Annotated in this window: 21 protein-coding genes; 16 read left to right on the top strand and 5 right to left on the bottom strand. The window is 39.2% G+C overall.

Annotation, left to right across the window (positions count from 1 at the left end):
• Positions 1-289: 289 nt before the first annotated feature.
• Complete coding sequence (locus tag BP74_RS19605; protein WP_496376877.1) at positions 290-1,276, top strand: helix-turn-helix transcriptional regulator; 987 nt, start codon at positions 290-292, stop codon at positions 1,274-1,276.
• A 1-nt stretch (position 1,277) separates the two neighbouring features.
• Here BP74_RS19605 and BP74_RS19600 read toward each other — a convergent pair whose 3' ends face one another.
• The gene (locus BP74_RS19600) at positions 1,278-1,451 is read right to left on the bottom strand and encodes a hypothetical protein (protein WP_496376875.1); all 174 of its coding nucleotides are present in this window, start codon (positions 1,449-1,451) and stop codon (positions 1,278-1,280) included.
• A gap of 149 nt (positions 1,452-1,600) precedes the next feature.
• On the opposite strand from BP74_RS19600, the gene BP74_RS19595 reads away from it, so the two are divergent.
• The 3 genes from BP74_RS19595 to BP74_RS19585 all read left to right on the top strand — a co-directional run bounded on the left by BP74_RS19595 (position 1,601) and on the right by BP74_RS19585 (position 2,578).
• Positions 1,601-1,828: a helix-turn-helix domain-containing protein gene (locus BP74_RS19595; RefSeq protein ID WP_496376873.1), complete on the top strand. Its 228-nt coding sequence runs from the start codon at positions 1,601-1,603 to the stop codon at positions 1,826-1,828.
• 163 nt (positions 1,829-1,991) lie between these two features.
• Entirely contained in the window at positions 1,992-2,225 is a 234-nt protein-coding gene (locus tag BP74_RS19590; RefSeq protein WP_496376871.1) for a helix-turn-helix domain-containing protein, read from the top strand.
• 110 nt (positions 2,226-2,335) lie between these two features.
• Entirely contained in the window at positions 2,336-2,578 is a 243-nt protein-coding gene (locus BP74_RS19585) for a helix-turn-helix domain-containing protein (RefSeq protein ID WP_496376869.1), read from the top strand.
• A gap of 16 nt (positions 2,579-2,594) precedes the next feature.
• Here the strand turns inward: BP74_RS19585 and BP74_RS19580 are convergent, their stop codons facing one another.
• Complete coding sequence (locus tag BP74_RS19580; RefSeq protein WP_496376867.1) at positions 2,595-3,044, bottom strand: RES family NAD+ phosphorylase; 450 nt, start codon at positions 3,042-3,044, stop codon at positions 2,595-2,597.
• 65 nt (positions 3,045-3,109) lie between these two features.
• A complete protein-coding gene (locus BP74_RS19575) occupies positions 3,110-3,556 on the bottom strand; it encodes an Xre family toxin-antitoxin system antitoxin (RefSeq protein ID WP_496376865.1) in 447 nt (148 codons plus the stop codon).
• Positions 3,557-4,490: 934 nt separating this feature from the next.
• On the opposite strand from BP74_RS19575, the gene BP74_RS19570 reads away from it, so the two are divergent.
• The 4 genes from BP74_RS19570 to BP74_RS19555 are packed head-to-tail and all read left to right on the top strand — an operon-like array spanning position 4,491 to position 6,833.
• Entirely contained in the window at positions 4,491-4,763 is a 273-nt protein-coding gene (locus BP74_RS19570) for a helix-turn-helix domain-containing protein (RefSeq protein WP_496376863.1), read from the top strand.
• Positions 4,764-4,815: 52 nt separating this feature from the next.
• A complete protein-coding gene (locus BP74_RS19565) occupies positions 4,816-5,094 on the top strand; it encodes a hypothetical protein (RefSeq protein WP_496376861.1) in 279 nt (92 codons plus the stop codon).
• A 12-nt stretch (positions 5,095-5,106) separates the two neighbouring features.
• Positions 5,107-6,198: a hypothetical protein gene (locus BP74_RS19560; RefSeq protein ID WP_496376859.1), complete on the top strand. Its 1,092-nt coding sequence runs from the start codon at positions 5,107-5,109 to the stop codon at positions 6,196-6,198.
• Between the two features lie 2 nt (positions 6,199-6,200).
• On the top strand, positions 6,201-6,833 hold the full coding sequence (locus BP74_RS19555) for a hypothetical protein (protein ID WP_496376857.1): 633 nt from the start codon (positions 6,201-6,203) through the stop codon (positions 6,831-6,833).
• Positions 6,834-7,183: 350 nt separating this feature from the next.
• On the opposite strand, the gene BP74_RS19550 is transcribed toward BP74_RS19555, so the two are convergent.
• Positions 7,184-8,212: a hypothetical protein gene (locus BP74_RS19550; protein WP_496376855.1), complete on the bottom strand. Its 1,029-nt coding sequence runs from the start codon at positions 8,210-8,212 to the stop codon at positions 7,184-7,186.
• A gap of 376 nt (positions 8,213-8,588) precedes the next feature.
• On the opposite strand from BP74_RS19550, the gene BP74_RS19545 reads away from it, so the two are divergent.
• The 4 genes from BP74_RS19545 to BP74_RS19530 all read left to right on the top strand — a co-directional run bounded on the left by BP74_RS19545 (position 8,589) and on the right by BP74_RS19530 (position 12,339).
• On the top strand, positions 8,589-9,302 hold the full coding sequence (locus BP74_RS19545; protein WP_496376853.1) for a hypothetical protein: 714 nt from the start codon (positions 8,589-8,591) through the stop codon (positions 9,300-9,302).
• A 60-nt stretch (positions 9,303-9,362) separates the two neighbouring features.
• Positions 9,363-10,802: an AlbA family DNA-binding domain-containing protein gene (locus BP74_RS19540; protein WP_496376851.1), complete on the top strand. Its 1,440-nt coding sequence runs from the start codon at positions 9,363-9,365 to the stop codon at positions 10,800-10,802.
• A 434-nt stretch (positions 10,803-11,236) separates the two neighbouring features.
• Positions 11,237-11,881, top strand: coding sequence for an Xre family toxin-antitoxin system antitoxin (locus BP74_RS19535; protein ID WP_496376849.1), 645 nt, complete (start codon positions 11,237-11,239; stop codon positions 11,879-11,881).
• A 2-nt stretch (positions 11,882-11,883) separates the two neighbouring features.
• Positions 11,884-12,339, top strand: coding sequence for an RES family NAD+ phosphorylase (locus BP74_RS19530; RefSeq protein WP_496376847.1), 456 nt, complete (start codon positions 11,884-11,886; stop codon positions 12,337-12,339).
• Positions 12,340-12,379: 40 nt separating this feature from the next.
• Here the strand turns inward: BP74_RS19530 and BP74_RS19525 are convergent, their stop codons facing one another.
• The gene (locus BP74_RS19525) at positions 12,380-13,792 is read right to left on the bottom strand and encodes a hypothetical protein (RefSeq protein WP_496376845.1); all 1,413 of its coding nucleotides are present in this window, start codon (positions 13,790-13,792) and stop codon (positions 12,380-12,382) included.
• Positions 13,793-14,821: 1,029 nt separating this feature from the next.
• Here BP74_RS19525 and BP74_RS19520 point away from each other — a divergent pair.
• From BP74_RS19520 to BP74_RS19505, 4 genes are all read left to right on the top strand, one after another.
• Positions 14,822-15,214 carry a VOC family protein gene (locus BP74_RS19520; RefSeq protein ID WP_496376843.1) on the top strand — a complete coding sequence of 131 codons (393 nt, stop codon included), beginning with the start codon at positions 14,822-14,824 and terminating at the stop codon, positions 15,212-15,214.
• Positions 15,215-15,242: 28 nt separating this feature from the next.
• Positions 15,243-15,638: a DoxX family protein gene (locus BP74_RS19515; protein ID WP_496376841.1), complete on the top strand. Its 396-nt coding sequence runs from the start codon at positions 15,243-15,245 to the stop codon at positions 15,636-15,638.
• A gap of 798 nt (positions 15,639-16,436) precedes the next feature.
• Positions 16,437-17,684: a FecR family protein gene (locus tag BP74_RS19510; protein WP_496376839.1), complete on the top strand. Its 1,248-nt coding sequence runs from the start codon at positions 16,437-16,439 to the stop codon at positions 17,682-17,684.
• A 405-nt stretch (positions 17,685-18,089) separates the two neighbouring features.
• Entirely contained in the window at positions 18,090-21,431 is a 3,342-nt protein-coding gene (locus BP74_RS19505; protein WP_496376837.1) for a SusC/RagA family TonB-linked outer membrane protein, read from the top strand.
• The last annotated feature ends 7 nt before the right edge of the window (positions 21,432-21,438 follow it).

Raw genomic sequence — 21,438 nt, 5'->3', positions numbered from 1 at the left:
TCCATAGTGAGCGAAGCGGAACAAAACTTTCAACCTTAGAAATGCTTGCTATCAAATAGATTCTCCAACCTAAACAACTACAAACTTCAAACTAAAAACTTCTCTTCGCGTTACTTCGCGCCTTAGTGCCTTCGTGGCAAAATTCCCCGTGCCCCTCCGTGCCGCCTTGCCTCTGTGGTTCAATCTTCATAAAAAAAATCAGGAATTATCCGGAGTTTCCATTCCCTGCATCCGTTTAATTTTACATCCTGCTTTTGATTCCATCCCTTAACAAAACCAAATCAACCGTATGGAATTTCAACTCATTGCACCAGGTGCATCCGAATTGCAGATCATCGAAGCCTTGCCCTCCAGTTTTACAGGTCACATACTTCCCGCACCCCACGCAGTAGAAGTCAAAGCAGCCTTTGGCAATATGGTCTTCCAGCAATACAAAGGTGATGGGTTCACCATCTGGTACAGCAACTATAATATCCTCCATCCCACAGAGCTCATTGGCCGGGGAGATGTCCCGGTCCTCGAGTTGCACATGCAGTTTTTGAATGATTTCTCTACCCAATGGGATGGAGTAGGAGAAAAGCTGGTAAGGTGTTACCAGTATAACCTCACCTACACCCCATTTGTATTTAACAGGGCCAGCTTCGCTGGTAGAAATGAGTATCATACATTCGATGTTCATTTCACGCTCGCTTTCCTGGAACATTGGGCCAAAGAATTCCCGGTGCTGCATCGTTTTCTTGAAATAGTGCACAAAAAGCAACCAACAACAATCTTTGACGTTGATCATTACCTCACTCATTCCATGATCGACATAGTGCAACATGTGCTGCATGCTCCTTACACAGGCAATGTGCTTCAATATTATGTGCAATCAAAAGTTATTGAGCTGCTGCTGGCCGCATTAGAACAGGCCTCAAATATTCATCCTTTGGCTCCGGTTAAGCTAAGTCCTTATGATATCGACAGGCTTTACGAAGCCAGAGAATTATTAAAGGACTTTGGTAATCCTTTAACCATCATGCAGCTAGCACGCAAACTCGGTATAAATGACAATAAGTTAAAGAAGGGGTTCAAATACCTTTTCAATACTACCATTTTCGAATTTGTGCAAAACGAAAGGATGCTTCATGCCAAAAATTTATTATTGGAAACCAACAGTCCACTGGAAGAAATTGCCTATGAAACCGGGTATGGTCATGTTTCCAATTTCAAGAAAGCTTTTCAGCGGCATTTTAATTATTCAACTGCTTATCTCAGAAAACATAAAAAGGAGTAAGCTATTTTCTGCGATCATAGATCGCTCTCATCTTCAGGTATTCAGGATCGTTACTAGTTTTCTTTAGTTCGAATATAGCCTTTGAAATTTCATTACTTGTTTTGTATAAAGATTGATTTAGCCTTTCGGCTATTGCTTTTTGTGTGAGGTTATCCTCAAAATAAAGTTTAAGCATGAACAATGATTTATCTTTTAATAGAGACTTATCAACGTTTTCGTATAGTTGTCTTTCGTATAACAATTTATGTTTCATAAAATACTTAGTGTTTACTAAGTGGGCTCCCCATACAATTCTGGCAACTTAGCTATTGCTAAGTGAAGCCAATGAAGTCAAAGATTGACTTATACGTAATTAACAAGGTAAAAGAAAAGCGACTGGCTAATGGCTGGTCTCAGCTTGACTTGGCTATTGAGTTAGGATTATCTACCGGGTTTGTTGGCCAGGTGGAGAGTTCAAAATATCAAACCAAATATAATTTGCAGCATCTCAACCAACTCTCCAAAATATTCAACTGCAGTCCTCGGGACTTCCTTCGTCAAAAGCCTTTGTAACGCTTTCTCAAAATTATATTACAGGTCTGTTACTTAGTGTTTACTAAGTGGCCAAAATTTATAAAATATAAAAATTATCCCAATCGCATTCAATTAAGCTCTGCACAAATAGGACATTGTACGTAAATTATTCAGTCAATGTAGTATTTTAGAGCTTCGGGTAATGAAATCTAAAATTGATCTGTATGTTATCAGTAAGGTCAGGGAAAAGAGGCTTGAGAAAGGAATTTCTCAAGTCGATTTAGCCAATGAACTTGATGTTTCGGTAGGTTTTATCGGAAAAATTGAAAGCCCGAATTATTCAACGCATTATAACATCCGCCATTTAAACCTCCTGGCTTTGATTCTTGAATGTAGTCCTAAGGATTTCTTCCCTGATAAACCTATTAAGCGTTAGATACATTATAAAATAGTGGTGATTGCTTGTCTGAGCAAGATGACTAATTGTCCGGATCGCATTTATTTTGCCATCTGCAGATAAAAAATAAATGAACTTTTATTGTAAATATGAAACGAGTCAAAAAAGGCAGGACAAATTATAGGGATGACGATTTGCTAAAAGCCATTGGAGAAAAAATCAGGCTCGTCCGAAAATCAAAAGGATACACGCAGGAAGGCTTTGCCAATTTTATCGAAGTAGATTATAGCCAGATAAATCGAATGGAACTGGGCAAGGTAAATGTTACCGTATCTATGTTCTCCCGCATTGCTATCGCACTGGAAGTTCCATTGCAAAGTTTACTTCCGTAAACAATCACCCAGATTCCTATTTCTTCAAACGATCATCAAACCGAAACGCCTCTGTCCTCAATAATTTGATTTTCTTGAAATCTACATGCGCAGGATTGATCAGGTAATTAAATTCCTGTGGTATTATTGCCGAAGGCACTTGTAATAAAACAGTAGAAGATTCTTTCACCCAGGCATCACCCATGGCCTGCGTATAGGGAAAGCTTTCGTATGAAGACCAGTTAGCCTTTAGTTTTTCACTATTGATGATCGTCATCGGTAAGGTATCAGGCACCTCAATTACCATGGTCCTGAAAAGCTCCTGCAGACCCAGTGCATTCCTGTGCACCACGTTCTCCAGGCAGGCTAGGGATCGACTGGAAGCAGCATAAATTACCTTCACATCCTTTGAATTCCACCGCGCCGGGTTTCCCGAGGCCACCAGGCCCTTCGCATATTTCGCCAGTGCAATCCTGTAAACTTCCATTTATTGTATAAGAATCCGTGAAAAATGAAGGTGATTATTGAATAATGATCGGGCAGTATTATTAATCAGGCTAGATCACCATAACTGATTCTCATCAGCTCCTCGTTGATCAGTTCCAGTCCCGTCATGGTATCCATGATATCCTGGGGCACTTTATTGCCAATGCCGTAGGCAGGCTTCGACAACCATTCAGAAAAAGCATCCACCGAGCCAAATACTTCAGCACCCTTATTGTATAGGGCAAATAGTTTTAAAAGTTTTTCGCTGGTAGGAGCGTCCAGCAATGTTTTTTTGCCCTGGTAGTTTTGAAAGGTTTTCATGCTCTTGCTCAGCACAGACTCCACCATATCCTGGCTCAGGTGCGATAAGCTCACAAATTCAAATACAGCCTTAGCATCCAGTCCCTTCTTGGCCTTACCCAATAAGGAAATAGAATTCCTGAAATAGGGCTCATACTTCAGTAGTAATTTGATCGCCCCACTATCCGCTTGTTTCACACCCGTTACTGCCATACCATAAAATTAAGAAAAATTTCCAAAAATTCAGGAAAATATTCTATTTAGGACCACAGCGACAGATAGGCACAGAGATGCACGGCGAGATAGCCACAAAGGCACGAAGGCACAAAGTTGCACAAAGAAGCACAATGAAATGAAGCACAGCCCTCCCATTTGAGGAGGAGATGAGGAGGGTTTCTATGTGTCTATGTCCACTCTATGTGCCTATGTGGTAAACTTCTTATAGTGAGCCTGCGAACCCTGTAACTTCACCCTAAGAAATGCCTGATATCAAAAAGCATCTGAAACCTAAAAAACTACAAACTATAATCTAGAAACTGCCTCCGTGCCTATGTGTTTCCTATGTGTTCTACGTGGTAAAAATTTATAGTGAGCGAAGCGAACCATTTTTGGCTCTTTAATAATGCCGGGGATCAAAATGCATCTTCAACCTAAACAACCACAAACTACAAACTAAAAACCGTCTCCCGTATCCCTCCCTGTCGCTCTGCCCCCGTGGTTCCTCTCTGTTTCAAGCTTGCGCAGAAACCTTCGCGTTCTTCATTCCTTCATCCTAAGAAAACCCTGCTATCATAATGTATCTCCGACCTAACCTCCTTCGAAATTCGATATTCCTTGTTCTATTGTTCGACATTCACCTTTCCTTGTTCTATTGTTCTTCATTCTTTCTCCTTCGTGTCCCTTCGCGTCTTAGCGCCTTAGCGGCAAAAAAACTCCCTGTGATCCGCTGTGTCGTCCGTGTCCCCGTGGTTCAAATCCCCGCGAGCCAGCGAGCCCTTTATCCTCTTCCCACTCATTTCCCTCCAGCAAGCACTCATTTTCCACAGCTCACACCCCCATCTTTACACCCTCCTCATTTCAGGTTGGATGTTTTGGAAGGGTGTGGTGCGAAATGAGGAGATTTTCTCCAGCTAAATAACCACAACATATGTCCATAGAAATCATGACAAGGGCCGATTGGCAACTGTTTAAAACCGAATTACTCCAGGAAATCAAAGCCCTGGCAAATCAAAAAACAGAACCAAGAAAATGGCTCAAGTCAGAAGAAGTACGCAAATTATTAAAGATCTCTTCCGGCACATTGCAAACACTCCGTATCAACGGTACCCTAGAATATTCCCGCATTGGAAATATTATTTACTACGACGCAGAGCACCTCAATAAAATACTCGAAGCAAACAAGGTAAAGGCTTTCAAATAATACAAACCCGCAAAGCCTCATGCATTAATCATTCACCACCCAAATTATCCTTATGCAATTATCATCCTTCCTCAATAAAATTACCAAACACAAACAGGTTCAATCCACCCATATTTCCGTTTATCTTTTGCTGTATCACTATTGGCATTTGAAAGAAGACCAAAACCATATCAACATCTCCCGGTCCGAGATCATGAAAAAAACCAAGATCCTTTCCACCGCCACCTACCACAAATGCATTCGCGACTTGCAGGAACTGGGTTATATCAATTATTATCCTTCCTATCATCCGCAACAGGGTAGCAGGGTAGAGCTGGTGGATATGGAATAATAAGAAAGTGCCGTGAACTACATCCGCCACCTCAATGCCTTCTTTGCCAGGATCAAAAATGAAGATTCAGTCAAACCCTTCCACATCAGTCTCTACCTGGCCCTCTTCCAGTATTGGAATTTCAACCGATTCCGTAATCCATTTCCTGTGTATAGAGAAAATATCATGCAGCTAAGCAAAATAGGCTCCAAGGCCACCTATCACAAGGGTATAAAACTATTGCATGGCAAAGGTTATATCATTTATCATCCTGCACCATCAAAATACATCCCGGTTAACATAACTGTCATCAGGCTCGATGTGAAAAGCATCAATCCACCCTTCAAACAATTAAATCTTTTTACAAAAGTAGGCACTCAAGAACCTGAACTCACACCCTTATTACTCTCAAAGGCACAAGTACCACATCTGGCCCTTGCTGGTCCCATAAATGATACTTGCCGGGTACCATTTGCGGGACACACTATAAAACAGGAAAACATTGAAATAAACAATGTACAGCACACACACATAATAGCAGAAGGAAAGGATAAGGAAAAAAATAAAGCACCGAAACAAGTTGCCAGGATCCCATTGCTTGCAGAAGTGGAATTGTTCTTTCAAAAAGAAAACATGTCCATCCTGGATGCACAGAAATTTTATTATTACAACCAGTCCAAAAACTGGATGATCAGCGATACGCCCATCTGGCAATGGAAAGCACTGGCCCGCAAATGGATCCTGAACGTCAGAGATAAACAGGAAACCAACCTGCCCGAATCAACCCACACGCAGCAGGAGCTTCAATTCATTTACGATCTCTTTCTCCAGGGGCAGCCAGTATCAAAATACATTAAACCCCAATTTTTTGAATTCCTTCAGCTTCACCTCTCCGAAGACCATATGAAAGAAGCCGTCCGCCGCCGCATCAACCAGCTTTCGGGTAGTAATGAGTATGCACATAGCCAGTTATGGCAACATTATACCAGCGGCCTGTGGACCAGTGAAATAATTCAAAAAGATAACGACAATCTTATTAATCTTGCCCGCCGTTTAGCAGTCTTAAATTATTTTGAACAGCTAAAACTTGAAGGGCAAGCCATCATAACCATTCAAAAACACTAACCATGGAAAAATTGGATTTTGAAAATCACCAGTTCCCCTCGAAATTATTCACCAGCTACCTGTCCATTTCCCATATTCTTTTTTCCAATGCCCATTCCCAGGTCACCTTACTGGGATGCTATGGCAATCTCCTTGATGGCTTGGTCTCCAGCATCACCATAGAAACCAATTTTCGAATGTTGAATACCTTGCTTGACCAGGCAGGGGAGCAGGCTGAAACTGTCATTGAGCAGTTAGCCGACAAGATCTCCCATCCCGAAAGAGAATTGGATATCATCGATATTTCAGTGGAAGGCATCACTTTCGAAGATCATCTGTTTGCTCTCTCAGCAATGATTTATGAAAATGAAGAAGGGGAATTAGAAAAACCGGAAGGATTTGCGTACAGGTTAGCGGGCTTCATGTACCGGGAAGATATCCTGGATGAATTCAATGTCTATGGTCCTCCTGCAGATCAACAGGAGCTCGCGGTTTATTTCAACAAGCTGCTCGCCATGCAATATCATTTTTATCTTTTGTTTAGCACCCAGCTTTCCATTGAAAAGGGTTTGATCTGTTCCAATCTCACTGATCCTTTCTATTTCTACCTGGCTCAGAACCAATACAATTTATTGAACCCTCCTGCGCAGGAATAATTTCAATATCGGCTACCTGGATTCTGTACAGAATAATCATGCTTCATGCAATAAAAAGTATACTTCGAACAAATAAGCTATTGTTGGTTTGTTTATTACAGCATTCGCTATCCATATTTGCAACTTTCTGATACATCTTTTTAGCAGTCACCCCCGGTCTCTACCAGGGGTTTCTTTTTGCACCAAAAGAGAGAACCGCTTATTACTGTAAGAATATTTTAAAGGGGTAACTGTGCTTTAAATAATTTCTTCCGTCCAAAGTTAATGACCACGGATTGACACTTTTTGTTGAAACGGTCTGATAATAAGTTAATAGAGAATTCACCCTTAGGCACGCTCCAGGAGACATTTCATGGGGTGTCATTTAACTTTTTTAGCTCTTCCCAAGTTTTAGAATACGGCTTCGGAAAACTCATACTAAACTTGTAAGGTATTTGTCTGATATGGACTTGAGGCGAAGGATTATCATCAAAGAATTGCTGAATCCTTTTAAGTTGGCTGAAGTCTCTATCGGAAGGATTGGGAATCTGAACTGGTATAATACATTTATAATCTATTTCTTTTATTAGTGCAGGTATATTCACGAACATTGACATAATTTCTTTTGGGTTTTGGATATATACCATACCTGTAGGAATTTTGATTCCCTTGTGTATTTCGGGTTTGTTATCAAACCAGAGAGTTGGGACTTTAATAGGGTAATCGCATTTATCATTTAGTACATTTCTGAACAATTCCCCGGCAAGTGAAAATACAAATTCATACCCCCAGTAATCAAAACAATAGAGATACGCGGCCTTTAGAATTGCTTTAGCAGCTTTATTGTCATTTACTTCCTGGATTTTGATAACCATTTTAAAACCCTTACCATCATTGTTCGTGACATGCTGATGCTCCGTCAATTTCGGAATTCTATTTAGGGCCTTCTCATTTAATTTTAGTCCTAATGTAATGTCCTGGTTTACTAAAACATTGCTATGCATCCAGCCCTTCACATTCTCTAGATTAGCGATGGCAGGCATAGATATATTTGGAATTTTCCTATTATAGCCTTCCTTAAGAACTCTATCTCTAAAGCTGCTTTCAAATGAATAGCCAGCGGTATTGTTGCAGTCTTTGCAGATTAGCATTTTCATTTTACCACCTACATTCTTAGGAGGAAAATGATCCAGAGAAAACTGCGCTTTATAATACCAAGCCGTATTTTCTGCATAAAAGAAATTTTCCACACATAAAGGACATAGATAGGCCAAATGCTTCGTGGGTTGGTTGTATTCTTGAAAGACTAGTGGCAAATATTTTTCTGGATATTTTTGTAATGCGCCAAAAAATCTAAACAAATAGCTTTTCAGAACCTCCTCTGTTACTTCTAACTTCATATCTAAATTTACGAAAGCAATATTTTCTATTCACAACCACAGGAAATAAATAGCAGGCAAAAAATGAAACATCATTAGATGCATTTTTGACACGCCTACTTTTCATAATACTTAGCTACAGTAAAATAAGAATTCGGCTGAATACAAAAAAGGGAATTCTACCTGTTTAATTTCAAACTTTATGATAATCAATACCTTTTCAAATTTATAGATTCACAGCAAAAAGGGAGTTACTCTTGAAGCCCCTTTTTTGTTGTCATTGAGGGACAATGTCATGTCATTAACTTATTAGTCCGATTTCAATCAGTTATCTATAATTACTTAGAAAACTTTGTTTTACCACCTTGAGTAGCCAATTTTATAATAAAACTAAATTATGACAGCTCGAACAGTATTAGTATTTATGGTCGTAGCAATCTTTTTTTGCTTCGTGGCCATATGGATTTTCTCTCTTCCGGCGTTAATACCAGGTTTTAACCTTGCAAATGACGCAAATGGTAATATAGGTTCGGCAATTGGAGGTATTACTTCTCCAATTATTGGCTTGCTCTCTACTGTGTTATTAATACTTACTTTAAACAAACAAATTGAATCAATACGAGACCAAAGACTACGAAATGATACGGACTTAATTTACTCGCTGATAACTCAAATGGAAAAAGAATTAGACGGAATGTATTATAAGTTTAATGAAGAAAAAACCGAAAATGGTGTGCGGATTAGAAGAGAAATTCGGTTTACAGGTGTAGAAGCTCTGGATGAATTTACAAGGAAACTGAGATATGAATTTGATCTCAGCAAATTGGGCTTTACTTTCAGGCAATTTTTCCAGGCACATCAGTTACTGATCATCATACAATCTTTCAAAATGATCCAACATCGTATTGAAAATTCTCTTTTGCCAAAAGAAAGCAAAAATCTTTTTAAGGAAAAAACCAAATCGTTTTACATCTGTAGACTACATTTCCCATTAAAGAAACTTAATGAGACGATGGAAAAATACCCTCATTTTAAAGATGAACTATCAAATGAATTGAATGAGTTTTATCATTTAATGGAAGAGAAAATACATGAAATGCCATCGGAATGATATGATTAAAATTCAGATTGAAAATCCAAATTCCTTTTCAAAAGAATAAATAGAGTTCGTATGTATAACCCTTTTAAAAACAAGCAATTAGTTGAATTAACTCACGATGATATCTTTTCGTTATTGGAATCCGAAATTGGTGAAGGCTGGTACATTGAATATAAACAAGATGTACCAAAACTTGGTTCCAACAAACTCGATACTATTAAAATTGCAAAATCTATTTCGTCTTTTGCAAATACAAAAGGTGGCTGGATCTTTTGGGGTATTAGTTGTGACAATAAAAACAAACCTATCGCAATTGATGGGATCTGCTTGACAGCGTATCCGGACTTCGACGACCAAGTCGCGAAAATCATTAATTCCAATATCAGCCCTCAACCCTTTTATCACTTCAAAAGAATTGAATTGGATAATGGGAAATCAATTTTTATTATCCAGGTGGAAGAAAGCCCCACACCACCCTACATAACAAGTCAGGGAGTTATCTATCAAAGGGAGAATAATGAAAGCAAACCAATTCGGGATAGATACATACTTGAAAAACTACAGGAAAAAACCGATGAATATTATGAGTCTATACAACGTTTTACCAATTTTGAACTAGGTGAAACCAGGGGACAATCGGAATCAGATCAGGCTTACTTAGAACTTTATCTCTTTCCGTTACCTTTTGATAGTTATCATTTCGAAGACTTCTATTCCTCTGATTTCTTTAAAAACGTGGCCTTGCGTTTTTATCAAAATGTTGACGTGAGCTTCGATCTTGGCAACGACGAGCAAAGTGTAATACCTCTTAATCTTGGCTTCAATAGCATTTACAGTTCCGAGCGATCATTAATCATACGACCACTAAATGAAAAAAACCTCATTTACAAGTCAACCACGACGGAATTATTTTCAAATGGAAATCTTAAATTTCTAATGCCCATTTTTACATTCGATACCAAAAGCATTCCCAAACACTATAAAGACTCGAAAACGATTGAATATCTTTTGGACAAGTATTCTCCATATGAAACTGTTCAGCAACTATCCTACTTGCGGTCAACAGCCCTTAGCTCAGTACCGGTTACAAGAAGAAAGGATACGGATTTTGTAAATCACATACAGTTAATTGATGGATTGGAGTTGATATTTTCAATGTTGGTTCTTATTTCCAAGTATAAAGCGGTATTGGAAGACAATAAGTTTGATATGGATACACAGATTGGATTTAGAGCGAAGGTTATAAACAGTTGGAGAAAATTTGTATTCTTTGATGGCGATGACTACCTGGAAAAAATTAAATTATATAATCTTCCGGTTGCGCCCAAAAATGACATTGAAATTCCATCATTCACAAAGGGAAGTGCCTATAAGGTCAAGCTAATTGAAAATGAAACTTTCTTTGACATCTCTAGACTTATCTTAAATGGGATTGGATTGCCCGATGCCCACTCAATTAATTTCTCGGACATCATCAAAAATGGAATCAACAGATTTGAAACCAAAATGTAAATATTTTTTTCAAATGTTCTGAATACATGGTATCATTCGAAAAAAAAATAAATCTTTAAAGATTTACCTCAGGCAATGAAAAACTATATTAATAATCATGAACCAACCAATAATGTAATGACCGAAGTGCTTTGGCCTTGCAAGCCTGCGGATCAGGTATGCCCTTCGCGTCTTTTTTGCCTGCCCTGACGAGCGCAGCGGAACTCGGGGGTTCTTTTTTGGGCAACTATCCCGCTGAATTGCGGGAAGCAAAAAGTGACATATAAAATTTGCCGAAGCAACAGATTTAACCCCATAGTTAGTAATGAAATAACCTCTCACACTATAACCTTACAGTCTTCCCCTTGGGAATGGGACGTCGAATAGGGATCAATTAAAACCCATATTTTTTTATTAAGTATAAATAATTACTTAATTTAGTACAAATATATACTATGGCTAAGCAAACTAAACATCCGGCCAGGGTAAACAAGGGAAAGATCAAAGGCACTTCTCCTAAGGAAAGCTATATAATAAATCCTCGTAAAGAAGCTGCAGTTAATGTGCTTAAAGAAGCCCAGGTTCCATCAGCTGCCATGATAGAAGAAGCTCAACTTCCTTATTTACATAAAAAAACCTCTCAGCAAAGCAAGAGAATACCCGAGAGAAAAAACGATTATTTTTCAATTTTTTTGTTTTTCAACCAGAATGAATTATCCGAATTTAACTATACCACCCTCGATAAAATGGCAATAATCGAAGAAGGTGTAAGTAAAAAAACATTGGAATTATTCAAAACATCCGCTCAATTGGATTATGACCAGCTTGCAGATAATTTACATGTTGCAAGAGCCACCCTTATCAATAAAAAAGGTGATGAAAAGTTCAACCAGGATCTTAGTGATAAAATAGTAAGCCTGATTGATATTTATTCTTATGGTTACCAGGTATTCGAAGATAAAAATAAATTCAACGAATGGATTTTCAGGCCTAACAAAGCTTTAGGAAAAAAGCCTCCATTTGATTTTTTAGGTAATTCATTTGGAAGACAGGAAGTGAAAAATCTGATCGGCAGAATTGATTACGGTGTTTATTCTTAATTATGATTGTATATAGACTTTCTCCCACGCGGTGGGCAAATCTATTAAATGGGGAAGGAGCCAGGTTAAATGGCGGGCGATGGAATGAAATCGGAACTCCGTGTGTGTATACTTCCGAAAGCAGGGCGCTGGCTGTTTTAGAATATACTGTCAATATTGATATACATAGCATACCTAGAGCTTTGAGCATTGTTACTATTGAAATTCCGGATGATTACTATGCAAATCCTGTTTCGGTTCTTCCGGGTGATTGGACAGATTACCCTGCACCTGCTTCCACGCATGCCTATGGAACCAGGCTATTGAGATCCGGCAGCCATTGTGTTATCCAATTTCCTTCCACCATTATCCCCGAAGAAAATAATTACATATTAAATCCCCTTCACAAACTCGCTTCTGACATTAAAATCCTTGATATCTCAGACTTCATATATGATCTTCGCATCAAAACAACCTAACACTTTTCCTGGCTTTTGCAAATTGTCATGTAAAGTATTTTTATGACAATGGAAACTCTATAATTTGCCCAAGCTGTTCTACTATGGCCTTCCGACACTTTAAAGCAAAATTATTATCGTTGTGTTCTATGATATGTCGGCAAACTATAAATAAATCGGAAGTTTTAATCAATCCAAATTTTTCTCTTTTGGCTCCTGTTACACACTTTATTGTAAACGATAAAGTCCTCTCGGCAGGGTCCATAACCCTTTGTGGATTTCCAAAAAGCAAACCAAATGCTTTTTCTTGAACAGTTTCTTTTTCAAAATCTGCATTTAAACCATCAAGCAGCTGTCTAAATTTAGAAACATCAATGTCTTTTGTATCTTTTCCTTCACATTCACCAATAAATCTTTCGCCTTCTGGAGACAAAATAATCTGATCTAATTCCAATGTGCCGTCATTATAATTTTCAGCTTTATAACCTAGAATTTTCAAAGCTTTTATAACCGCTTGTTCAAGCGGTTTGCCAGTCTCAAATAATAAATCTTTTAAACTTTCATTTTCTTCAAGTCCAAGTTCTAATTTTTCAATTTCCTTTTGCCTTCTTAAGATCTCAGATTTATTTGTGTTTATTAACTCTGCGATTTTTTCGGATTCTTGCAAAATAAAAGATTCGTTCTGAAGCCAGTTTGGTTTAGGGGATTTCTCCATCGACTTTCTTAGAACCTTGTCAATTTCTACAATAGAATTTATAAACATTTTGCCTACTTTGATAGCCTCAGGCGTCCAAAGACTTTTTTCAGTTTTTTCATTATACTTTCTAAGTTTAAGGTCTTTAAAACTTATGTCTGGAACGAATATTACATTTCCTTTATTTATCTGTAATGATGCCCCTAATATTCGATCTTTATTTTTTGTTGTAAATAGTATGTTCGAAATTTTATCACCTTTAATATAAGTCTGAAAAGAAAGGTAATCTTTACAATTTTGGTATAGATCATTTACAATATTGTTATTTGGAAAAACTGATTTGCCGCTTGCAGAGTGAAATTTAATTGTAGAAAAAGGTAGAAAGTTATAATTCGAGTAGGGTATTACGTGATAAGTTGTTTTTTGGTTTTTTCCAGTTCCTGTAAAAGATTTTTCCCCAGTGTAAATATAAAAGTCCTCTATTTTGGATAGAACAACAATCATCATTCCACCATTTTCCACAAAATGTAATATTTCACTTTTCCAATGATTTGTATGATCAATGATTTTTGCAGAAGACACTTTATTGTATAATTTTTTTCCCTCGTATTGCTCATTTCCATTAAAACTACTGCTATCATAGCTGGAATATATAGTATTGCTAAAGTCAGGGCAGAATATTGCTATATCTGTTTCTGACAAGGATTCATTACTATCTAATCGTATGTAATTGTCCTCGTCAGAAGGTATGTCTATACCAATGTTAGATATTCGTTTCATTTACTTTAAAAAATTTGATAAGTACACTAGTAAATCTATTTATAGCTAGGAATATATCCAATAAATTTCATGATTCTGGGTTCTAGAATAGTTTTTTGCACCCCCAGCATCAAAGGCAAACTCGTTATTTATGAGTATTAAATTTTCGCGACACGGATCTTGAAAAACCATTCGGTGAGTAATACGTTCATGCGACAACCTGTCCCGATTATTTCGGGAAGCAACTACTTCATCGAGACCAAAATAAAATAATTCCCTTCTCGATAATCTCAGTTTACAGAGAAATCAATTCCATTAGCAAATCAATCTTGCAACAAAAACCTGGTTGTACCACATAAAGTTTCTCGCACTTTCCTCCAGGCATCCTTAACGCAAAAACTCTCCGAATTAAAACCTGCCTGCAGCGCCTCATTGCGGAAATTCGATACCACTGCCCATAATAGGCCGAAGCCCGCCGTCCGCAATTCAGTGCCTCCAGTCTTCCCGCATATCACGTGATCGATCTAAAGCCAGGTACTACCAGTAAGAAATTGCCACTGTAAATAAAAGATTGTATTCATAATGCATCAACTACCCAATAGTAATGACCGTTGTGCGTTGGCCCCGTAGGCATACGCGGAGCGATTATGTCCTGCGTGTCCTTTTTGCTCCACTTTTTGGACACCTGTCCCGCAGAATTGCGGGAAGCAAAAAGTGGAATAAAAAAAATTGCCGAAGGCAACAAAATCTTTTAAAAGTAGGGTATCTATCATCCAACAGTCCTGACCGTTGTGCGCTGGCCTTGCAAAGCCTGCGGTCCCGCCATTGCGGGCCTTTTTTGACTGTCCCGACGAGCGCAGTGGAACTCGGGGGTTACTTTCTTTGGGCACCTGTCCCGCAGAATTGCGGAAAGCAAAAAGTGGAAATGAAAAAATTGCCGAAGGCAACACATTTATTTCAATAAGTTAAAATACTAAACGAATTAAGCCAACCAAAGCAAGAAAGTCATTAAGTATTTTTTTTAATTTTAAATTCAGTTTATAAAAATCCATGACCAAAGTAGACCCCATCATAGCTGTCAAAGATGTGGAAGCCAGTACAAATTGGTACCAACAGGTACTTGGATTGAGAAGAACCTCAGGCGCCAAAGACATATTTGCCGTTTTAGTATCAGAAAATGATGAAATTGTTCTTTGTTTGCATAAATGGGAATCCCATGAACACCCTACAATGAAAAATCCTGCAATTACACCCGGTAATGGTCTCATCCTTTACTTCAGAACACAAAATATCAATGCGATAAGAGAAAATATAAATAAGATAGGCGTCACCTTTGAAGAAGAACCTCATTTAAATTCCAACTCATTAAAGCATGAGTTTTCACTTAGAGATCCAGACGGTTACTATTTAACGATAACTGAATTTCATAAGTACGAAGGATAAAAACAATAATAAGTAATGCTTTCCAACTATGCCAACGTATACCACTTTTCAGAATTTCGCTTTGTTTGTTTTAAGGCTCATAATTGCTGCCATATTCTATGTAGCAGCTTACTACAAGATATCTATTTGGAGTTCAGCGCCTGAAGGCATGTCACCCTTTCTGTTATTTACAATGAAGTTGCTTTCCATAGCAGAACCCCTGGGCGCTACGGCCATCCTTATTGGTTATTTAACCAGGTGGGCAGCAGCAGGCCTTATTATTATCATGTTAGGCGCCATTTATGTCTCCCGGTTTGTTTATGGGATCAAATTTGTAATGCCCACCGGTGCAGGATGGAACTTTCCCCTGGTGGTGCTTGCCGCTTGTCTCATTCTCTTAGCTTTCGGACCAGGACAATGGTCTGTGAGCAAATCAAAAAGATAATTTCCTGTAATTGCTCAACCCCTTATCTAACCTGTAATCTGTTTCTACGAAGAAAATAATACCATTTGGATAATTGTTCTCCAATAAAAACCTGGTCGTAATAAATAAAGTATCCTAAATTTTCGTCCAGGCAATGACAACTCAAAAACTCTCCGAACTAAAGCCTGCCCGCAGCGCCTCATTGCGGAAATTCGATTCCTATACCGCTTGTCGTTACGATATCCTCCGCAATTCAGCGCCTATATTCTCTCTGCATATCACGTGTTCGACCTAAAGTTTGTCTGAATGTATAGTAAGCCATCACCACCAAGGAAAGACTGAATTCATATTGCATCTCTCATCCAATAGGAAGGACTGTTGTGCGCTGGCCCCGCAGGCATACGCGGAGCGTTTTTGTCCTGCGTGTCCTTTTTGCTCCACTTTTTGGACAAGCAAAAAGTGGAATAAAAAAAATTGCCGAAGGCAACAAAATCTTTTAAAAGTAGGATATCTATCATCCAATAGTCTTAACTATTGTGCGTTTGCCTTTCAAAGTCTGCTATCCCCCCATTACTGGATTGCATGCCTTTTTTGCCTGCCCCGACGAGCGTAGCGGAACTCTGGGGTTACTTTCTTTGGGCACCTGTCCCGCAGAATTGCGGGAAGCAGAAAGTGACAAACCTTGCCGAAGGCAAGCTCATTACCCCATCCCCCCCAAATAATTTTCAAAAAAATCCCCCTTCTCTCTGTGCGTTCCCTCTTCCCCAATCGTCTTACCCTATACAAGCCATCATTTTTGGCCCAAAATCAATCAATTTTATGCCCCAGGCAGACCGGCTCAAACACTTAATGGAAAAACATTCACTGGACACTCTGTCCAGGGAGGAGTTCACCGAGCTGCTTGACATGATCCGTGACCCTGGAAATGAATCCCAGGTCAAATCCCTGCTGACCTCCGACCTTGAAAATATCCCACGGGAAAATTATGACCAGCCCTTCTGGGACCAGTTCTTTAGCGGCATGATGCAAAGCCGCAAGGCACCAGTCAGGAAGCTCTTCCCGGGCAGTAGGCCAGCATTCATCCGTTGGGTAGCCGCAGCAGCCATCCTGGTCTTTGTGGTCATGGGAGTATGGTTTTTAACTCGCTCACCATTCGGCAACGATAAACAACCACAGGCAAAGATTGAAACCAACATCAATGATATCCCGGCTCCAACCGCTACAAGAGCAGTCATCACCCTTGCCGATGGCACCAGGGTCTATCTCGATAGCGCTGATAGTGGCACCATAGCCCAGCAGTCGGGTACCAACCTAATCAAAAATACAAACGGGGAGATCAGCTACCAGCTAAATACGAATAGCCATCAGCTAACGACAAATAGCCCTTTAGCTTACAATACCTTGCAAAACCCCCGCGGTTCCCGCCTCATCATGCTTACCCTTACCGACGGTACCAAAGTATGGCTCAATGCAGGATCCTCACTCAGGTATCCAACAGCATTCACCGGTACCACACGTGAAGTTGAAATCACTGGCGAAGCCTATTTCGAAGTAGCCCATGATGCCTCCAAACCTTTTAAGGTAGCATTGCCCGGCAAAGTAGGAGAGGTTGAAGTGCTCGGTACCCATTTCAATGTAAACGCCTACGAAGATGAAGACGCCTTAAAAGTTACGTTGTTGGAAGGAAGTGTAAAGCTTACCAGCCATCCTCAAAAGTCAACAGCTAACAGCCATCAGCTAAAAGACAATAGCATAACCATCAAACCCGGCCAGCAGGCGGTTCTTACTAACAGCTATCAGCTAACAGCTAATAGCCAAGTCGACCTCGATGCCGTCATGGCCTGGCAGCATGGCACCTTCGAATTCAATAAAACAGAATTGCCGGTCATTATGCGGCAGATCAGCCGTTGGTACGATGTAGACATAGTGTATGAAGGTCAGCCTTCCAATACAAAATATGGAGGAGGTATCTCCAGGAATTTACCGTTATCAGATGTGCTGGATCTGCTAAAGGCAAATGGAGTGAAGTTCAGGCTCGAAGGCAAAAAATTAATTGTCCAATCATAGCCCTATGAAGATATACAGCCAGGAAATAACCAAAACAAATAAACACTAAAACTAAACGGGTTATTAAAAACAAAACCGCCTCGTGGTCAGACGAAGCGGTGAAAGTTCAGTAATAATAAACGCTTCGACAGGGAATCATTTATTAAATCACCAAACCTATCCGGCAGGACTGCCGGAGAATGCAAAGCTATGCATTTAACAGTTGAAAATCCCGCTTATTGCGGGGACAAAATTTGCTCCGTAAGCAGTAGGAGCAAAAGAACCAAAACAGATACAGGATCTACCTGGTTTACAAACCTGGTAGCCTGTAGCAACAAGATAAAAACTGTTATCCGGTCAATGAGATGTATCCCGCCAAAGTGGGAGAAGTCCCCAGGCTTCATAACAAAAACAGTAGCGAATGCTATGAAACTAACAGCCTTCATACTACTAATTGCCTGTTTAGGAGCCGCTGCTAAAGGAGACGCGCAAACGGTTACGCTTTCCCTTAAAAACGTGCCTGTCCAAACCGTATTCCGAGAGGTCATCCGTCAGACCGGCGTCTCCATTATTTACAATGAAGACATCTTCCAGGACATGCCCCCTGTCTCCGTCCAGGTAAAAAATGCCACGGTAAAGGAGGTTCTCGACAACTGCCTTTCTGGCCAGTCTTTTACCTATTCACTTGAAGGCAATAAGATCATCATCACAAAAAAGTTAGAACCCGCCTTGCCCACCGAAGCCCTGGCACAGGCGGCGCCAATTGATATCACCGGTAGGGTTACGGACGCTGACGGAAATCCACTGGTAGGTGCAACTGTGAAAGTAAAAGGCACAGGCAAAGGAACAACAACCAATACTGATGGTGTATTTACGCTTAAGGGTGTTGATGATGATGCGGTGTTGGAAATTTCGTATGTCGGTTTTCTTACGCAAACAATTTCTATTAACAGCAGAACTAGCATTGTTCTTAGTTTGAAAAGAAACGAGAGCCCTCTTGACCAGGTTCAAATAATTGCCTATGGTACTACAACAAAGCGGTTATCTACTGGAAATGTAAACACTGTAAATGCCTCTGATATTGAAAAGCAACCTGTAAATAATCCCTTACTGGCTTTGGAGGGACGTGTGCCAGGTTTATTCATTACACAGAATACTGGTATTGCAGGTGGTGGCGTCACTGTTAGAATACAGGGAGAAATTAGTTTGTTAAGTGGTAGTGACCCTTTATATGTTGTTGATGGAGTTCCGTATAACTCGCAAAATTTACCAGATATATTAGGCACTAATGGTATTTTGGGCTTTAACGGTAATAACTCACGAAGTTCTCTTGGAGGTGGAAGCCCATTGAGCTATATTAACCCTAGTGATATCGAAAGTATTGAAATTTTAAAGGATGCTGATGCAACTTCAATTTATGGAAGCAGAGCTGCAGCTGGAGCGATTCTTATAACGACTAAAAAGGGTAAATCAGGGAAGACTTCGGTTGAAGCTAGTTTTGAAAAAGCATGGGGAAAAGTGGCGGGTAAACTTAAACTGCTCAATACTGACCAGTACCTGCAAATGCGAAAAGAAGCTTATTTTAAAAATGATGGCTTGACAACTTCGTCTCCCCGCTATTTAACTTCTTTTGATATTAATGGAACGTGGGATACTACGAGGTATACGGATTGGCAAAACGTATTAATAGGAAATACATGTAATTATTATGACGCACACGTGAGTTTATCTGGAGGAAATGACTTTACACAATTTCTGATTGGAGGAACATATCACAGAGAAACAGCAGTATTCCCAGGCGATTTTGCTGATACAAAAAACAGTGTTCATTTCAACTTGAACCATTTGTCTGCTAACAAAAAATTACATTTCAATTTTACTGGAAATTATCTAATTGATGACAACAAGTTACCGGGAGAAGACCTCACGAACTACGCTATCAAGCTGGCTCCAGTGGCTCCCGCTTTGTACAACTCAGATGGATCGCTGAACTGGGCGCCATTGCCAAATGGAAACTCTTCCTGGTATAACCCATTGGCGTATACAAATGCTAAATACTCGAGAAAGGTAAATAATCTAATAAGTAACGCCGTGATTAGTTATGATATTATTACTGGCTTGACAGTTAGCACAAACTTGGGATACTCAAATCAAAACCTAAATGAAAAAAGTGTCTATCCGTTAAGCGTTAATGCACCAGAATTGCAACCCACATCAACGCGATATGGAGAATTTGGCGATGGTTCTGTAGTATCGACGATAGCTGAGCCTCAGATTAGTTATAAAAGGAAATTCGAAGTTGGTTCTTTTGATTTTCTCATTGGAGGCACATTTTTAAAATCGGAAAATAATGCGCAACAAATTTTTGGGTCTGGATTCAGTAGTGATTTGGTTATGGAAGATATAAAATCAGCTCCTACTGTAGTAGTTTCAAACACTTTATTATCCACATATCGATATAATGCAGTTTTTGGCAGACTGAATTACAACTACAGAAATAAATATATATTGAACCTGAGTGCTAGGAGGGATGGTAGTTCTCGTTTTGGATCAGAAAATCTTTTTCACAACTTTGGATCAATAGGAGGCAGTTGGATTTTTTCAAATGAAAAATTTATTGCTGATAAAATTAAGTTTTTATCATTTGGTAAAATCAAAGGCAGTTATGGAAACACAGGAAACGATCAAATAGGGGACTATCAGTTTATGGGTCTGTATAATGCAGTATCTGCAGCAACACCGTATCAAGGTGCAACCGGTTTGGCAACTGATCAACTGACAAATTCATTACTTCAATGGGAAGAAACGAGAAAACTTTCTCTCGGAGCAGAGCTGGGATTTTTGAATGACAATTTACTGTTCAGTTCAAATTATTTTTTGAATCGTTCGTCAAACCTGCTTCAGTCATACACCCTTCCAAATCTAACTGGTTTTACAAGTATAATGGAGAACTTTCCTGCTACAATTCAAAATTCAGGCCTTGAATTAGGAGTAGATGCTAAAATTATTTCTTCCAAAAAATTTAGGTGGACAACGTCCATTAATTTGACCCTACCTAAAAATAAATTAGTCAAATATCAAGATTTAGAAAAATCGAGTGTGGCAAATTCATATGTTTTGGGAGAACCTATTCCAATTGGCAAATCATACAAAATGAACGGAGTCGATCCTGTCACAGGCTTGTTTACTTTTATTGACTCTAAAGGTACTGTTACTTCTCACCCTGTATTTCCGACAGATTTGACAGTCCTGAATAATGGTTTTCCCTCGTTATACGGTGGTATTCAGAACAATCTTAATTATAGGCACTTCGAATTAAGCGTGCTTTTTCAATTTGTGCGACAAAAAGGTCCCAATTATTCTTTGGGCAATAGACCAGGCGCTTTTACTAGTAATAATTTCGGTACAGTTAGGGCTAATCAGCCGCTTACTGTGTTCAATCGTTGGCAGAAACCTGGCGATATAGCAACATTTCAAAAATTTAGCGTTACTTATCCCGCAGATGCAGGGACAGCTATTATTGCCGCAGGAGAATCCGACGCAGCATTTTCAGATGCTTCTTTCGGAAGAGTCAAAAATCTGTACTTGTCTTGGCAATTGCCCGATAGAATAAAGAATCGCCTTCATATTCAAAATGCTACGATTTTTGTTCAAGGGCAGAATCTATTTACTTTCTCAAATTATCAAGGCTTAGATCCTGAAACAAAAAGCATTAATAACCTTCCGCCATTGAAAGTCATTACTGCAGGTTTAAAAATAAAATTATGAAATCCTA

This window comes from Flavisolibacter ginsengiterrae DSM 18136, assembly GCF_059568575.1.
The sequence above is the reverse complement of the archived record's forward strand: the minus strand, read 5'-3'. Positions and strand labels throughout refer to the sequence as shown.

Excerpts from the sequence above, each read along its gene's own strand:
- BP74_RS19605 (WP_496376877.1), top strand. The coding sequence starts at position 290 with ATGGAATTTCAACTCATTGCACCAGGTGCATCCGAATTGCAGATCATC.
- BP74_RS19600 (WP_496376875.1), bottom strand. The coding sequence starts at position 1,451 with ATGCTTAAACTTTATTTTGAGGATAACCTCACACAAAAAGCAATAGCC.
- BP74_RS19595 (WP_496376873.1), top strand. The coding sequence starts at position 1,601 with ATGAAGTCAAAGATTGACTTATACGTAATTAACAAGGTAAAAGAAAAG.
- BP74_RS19590 (WP_496376871.1), top strand. The coding sequence starts at position 1,992 with ATGAAATCTAAAATTGATCTGTATGTTATCAGTAAGGTCAGGGAAAAG.
- BP74_RS19585 (WP_496376869.1), top strand. The coding sequence starts at position 2,336 with ATGAAACGAGTCAAAAAAGGCAGGACAAATTATAGGGATGACGATTTG.
- BP74_RS19580 (WP_496376867.1), bottom strand. The coding sequence starts at position 3,044 with ATGGAAGTTTACAGGATTGCACTGGCGAAATATGCGAAGGGCCTGGTG.
- BP74_RS19575 (WP_496376865.1), bottom strand. The coding sequence starts at position 3,556 with ATGGCAGTAACGGGTGTGAAACAAGCGGATAGTGGGGCGATCAAATTA.
- BP74_RS19570 (WP_496376863.1), top strand. The coding sequence starts at position 4,491 with ATGTCCATAGAAATCATGACAAGGGCCGATTGGCAACTGTTTAAAACC.
- BP74_RS19565 (WP_496376861.1), top strand. The coding sequence starts at position 4,816 with ATGCAATTATCATCCTTCCTCAATAAAATTACCAAACACAAACAGGTT.
- BP74_RS19555 (WP_496376857.1), top strand. The coding sequence starts at position 6,201 with ATGGAAAAATTGGATTTTGAAAATCACCAGTTCCCCTCGAAATTATTC.
- BP74_RS19550 (WP_496376855.1), bottom strand. The coding sequence starts at position 8,212 with ATGAAGTTAGAAGTAACAGAGGAGGTTCTGAAAAGCTATTTGTTTAGA.
- BP74_RS19545 (WP_496376853.1), top strand. The coding sequence starts at position 8,589 with ATGACAGCTCGAACAGTATTAGTATTTATGGTCGTAGCAATCTTTTTT.
- BP74_RS19540 (WP_496376851.1), top strand. The coding sequence starts at position 9,363 with ATGTATAACCCTTTTAAAAACAAGCAATTAGTTGAATTAACTCACGAT.
- BP74_RS19535 (WP_496376849.1), top strand. The coding sequence starts at position 11,237 with ATGGCTAAGCAAACTAAACATCCGGCCAGGGTAAACAAGGGAAAGATC.
- BP74_RS19530 (WP_496376847.1), top strand. The coding sequence starts at position 11,884 with ATGATTGTATATAGACTTTCTCCCACGCGGTGGGCAAATCTATTAAAT.
- BP74_RS19525 (WP_496376845.1), bottom strand. The coding sequence starts at position 13,792 with ATGAAACGAATATCTAACATTGGTATAGACATACCTTCTGACGAGGAC.
- BP74_RS19520 (WP_496376843.1), top strand. The coding sequence starts at position 14,822 with ATGACCAAAGTAGACCCCATCATAGCTGTCAAAGATGTGGAAGCCAGT.
- BP74_RS19515 (WP_496376841.1), top strand. The coding sequence starts at position 15,243 with ATGCCAACGTATACCACTTTTCAGAATTTCGCTTTGTTTGTTTTAAGG.
- BP74_RS19510 (WP_496376839.1), top strand. The coding sequence starts at position 16,437 with ATGCCCCAGGCAGACCGGCTCAAACACTTAATGGAAAAACATTCACTG.
- BP74_RS19505 (WP_496376837.1), top strand. The coding sequence starts at position 18,090 with ATGAAACTAACAGCCTTCATACTACTAATTGCCTGTTTAGGAGCCGCT.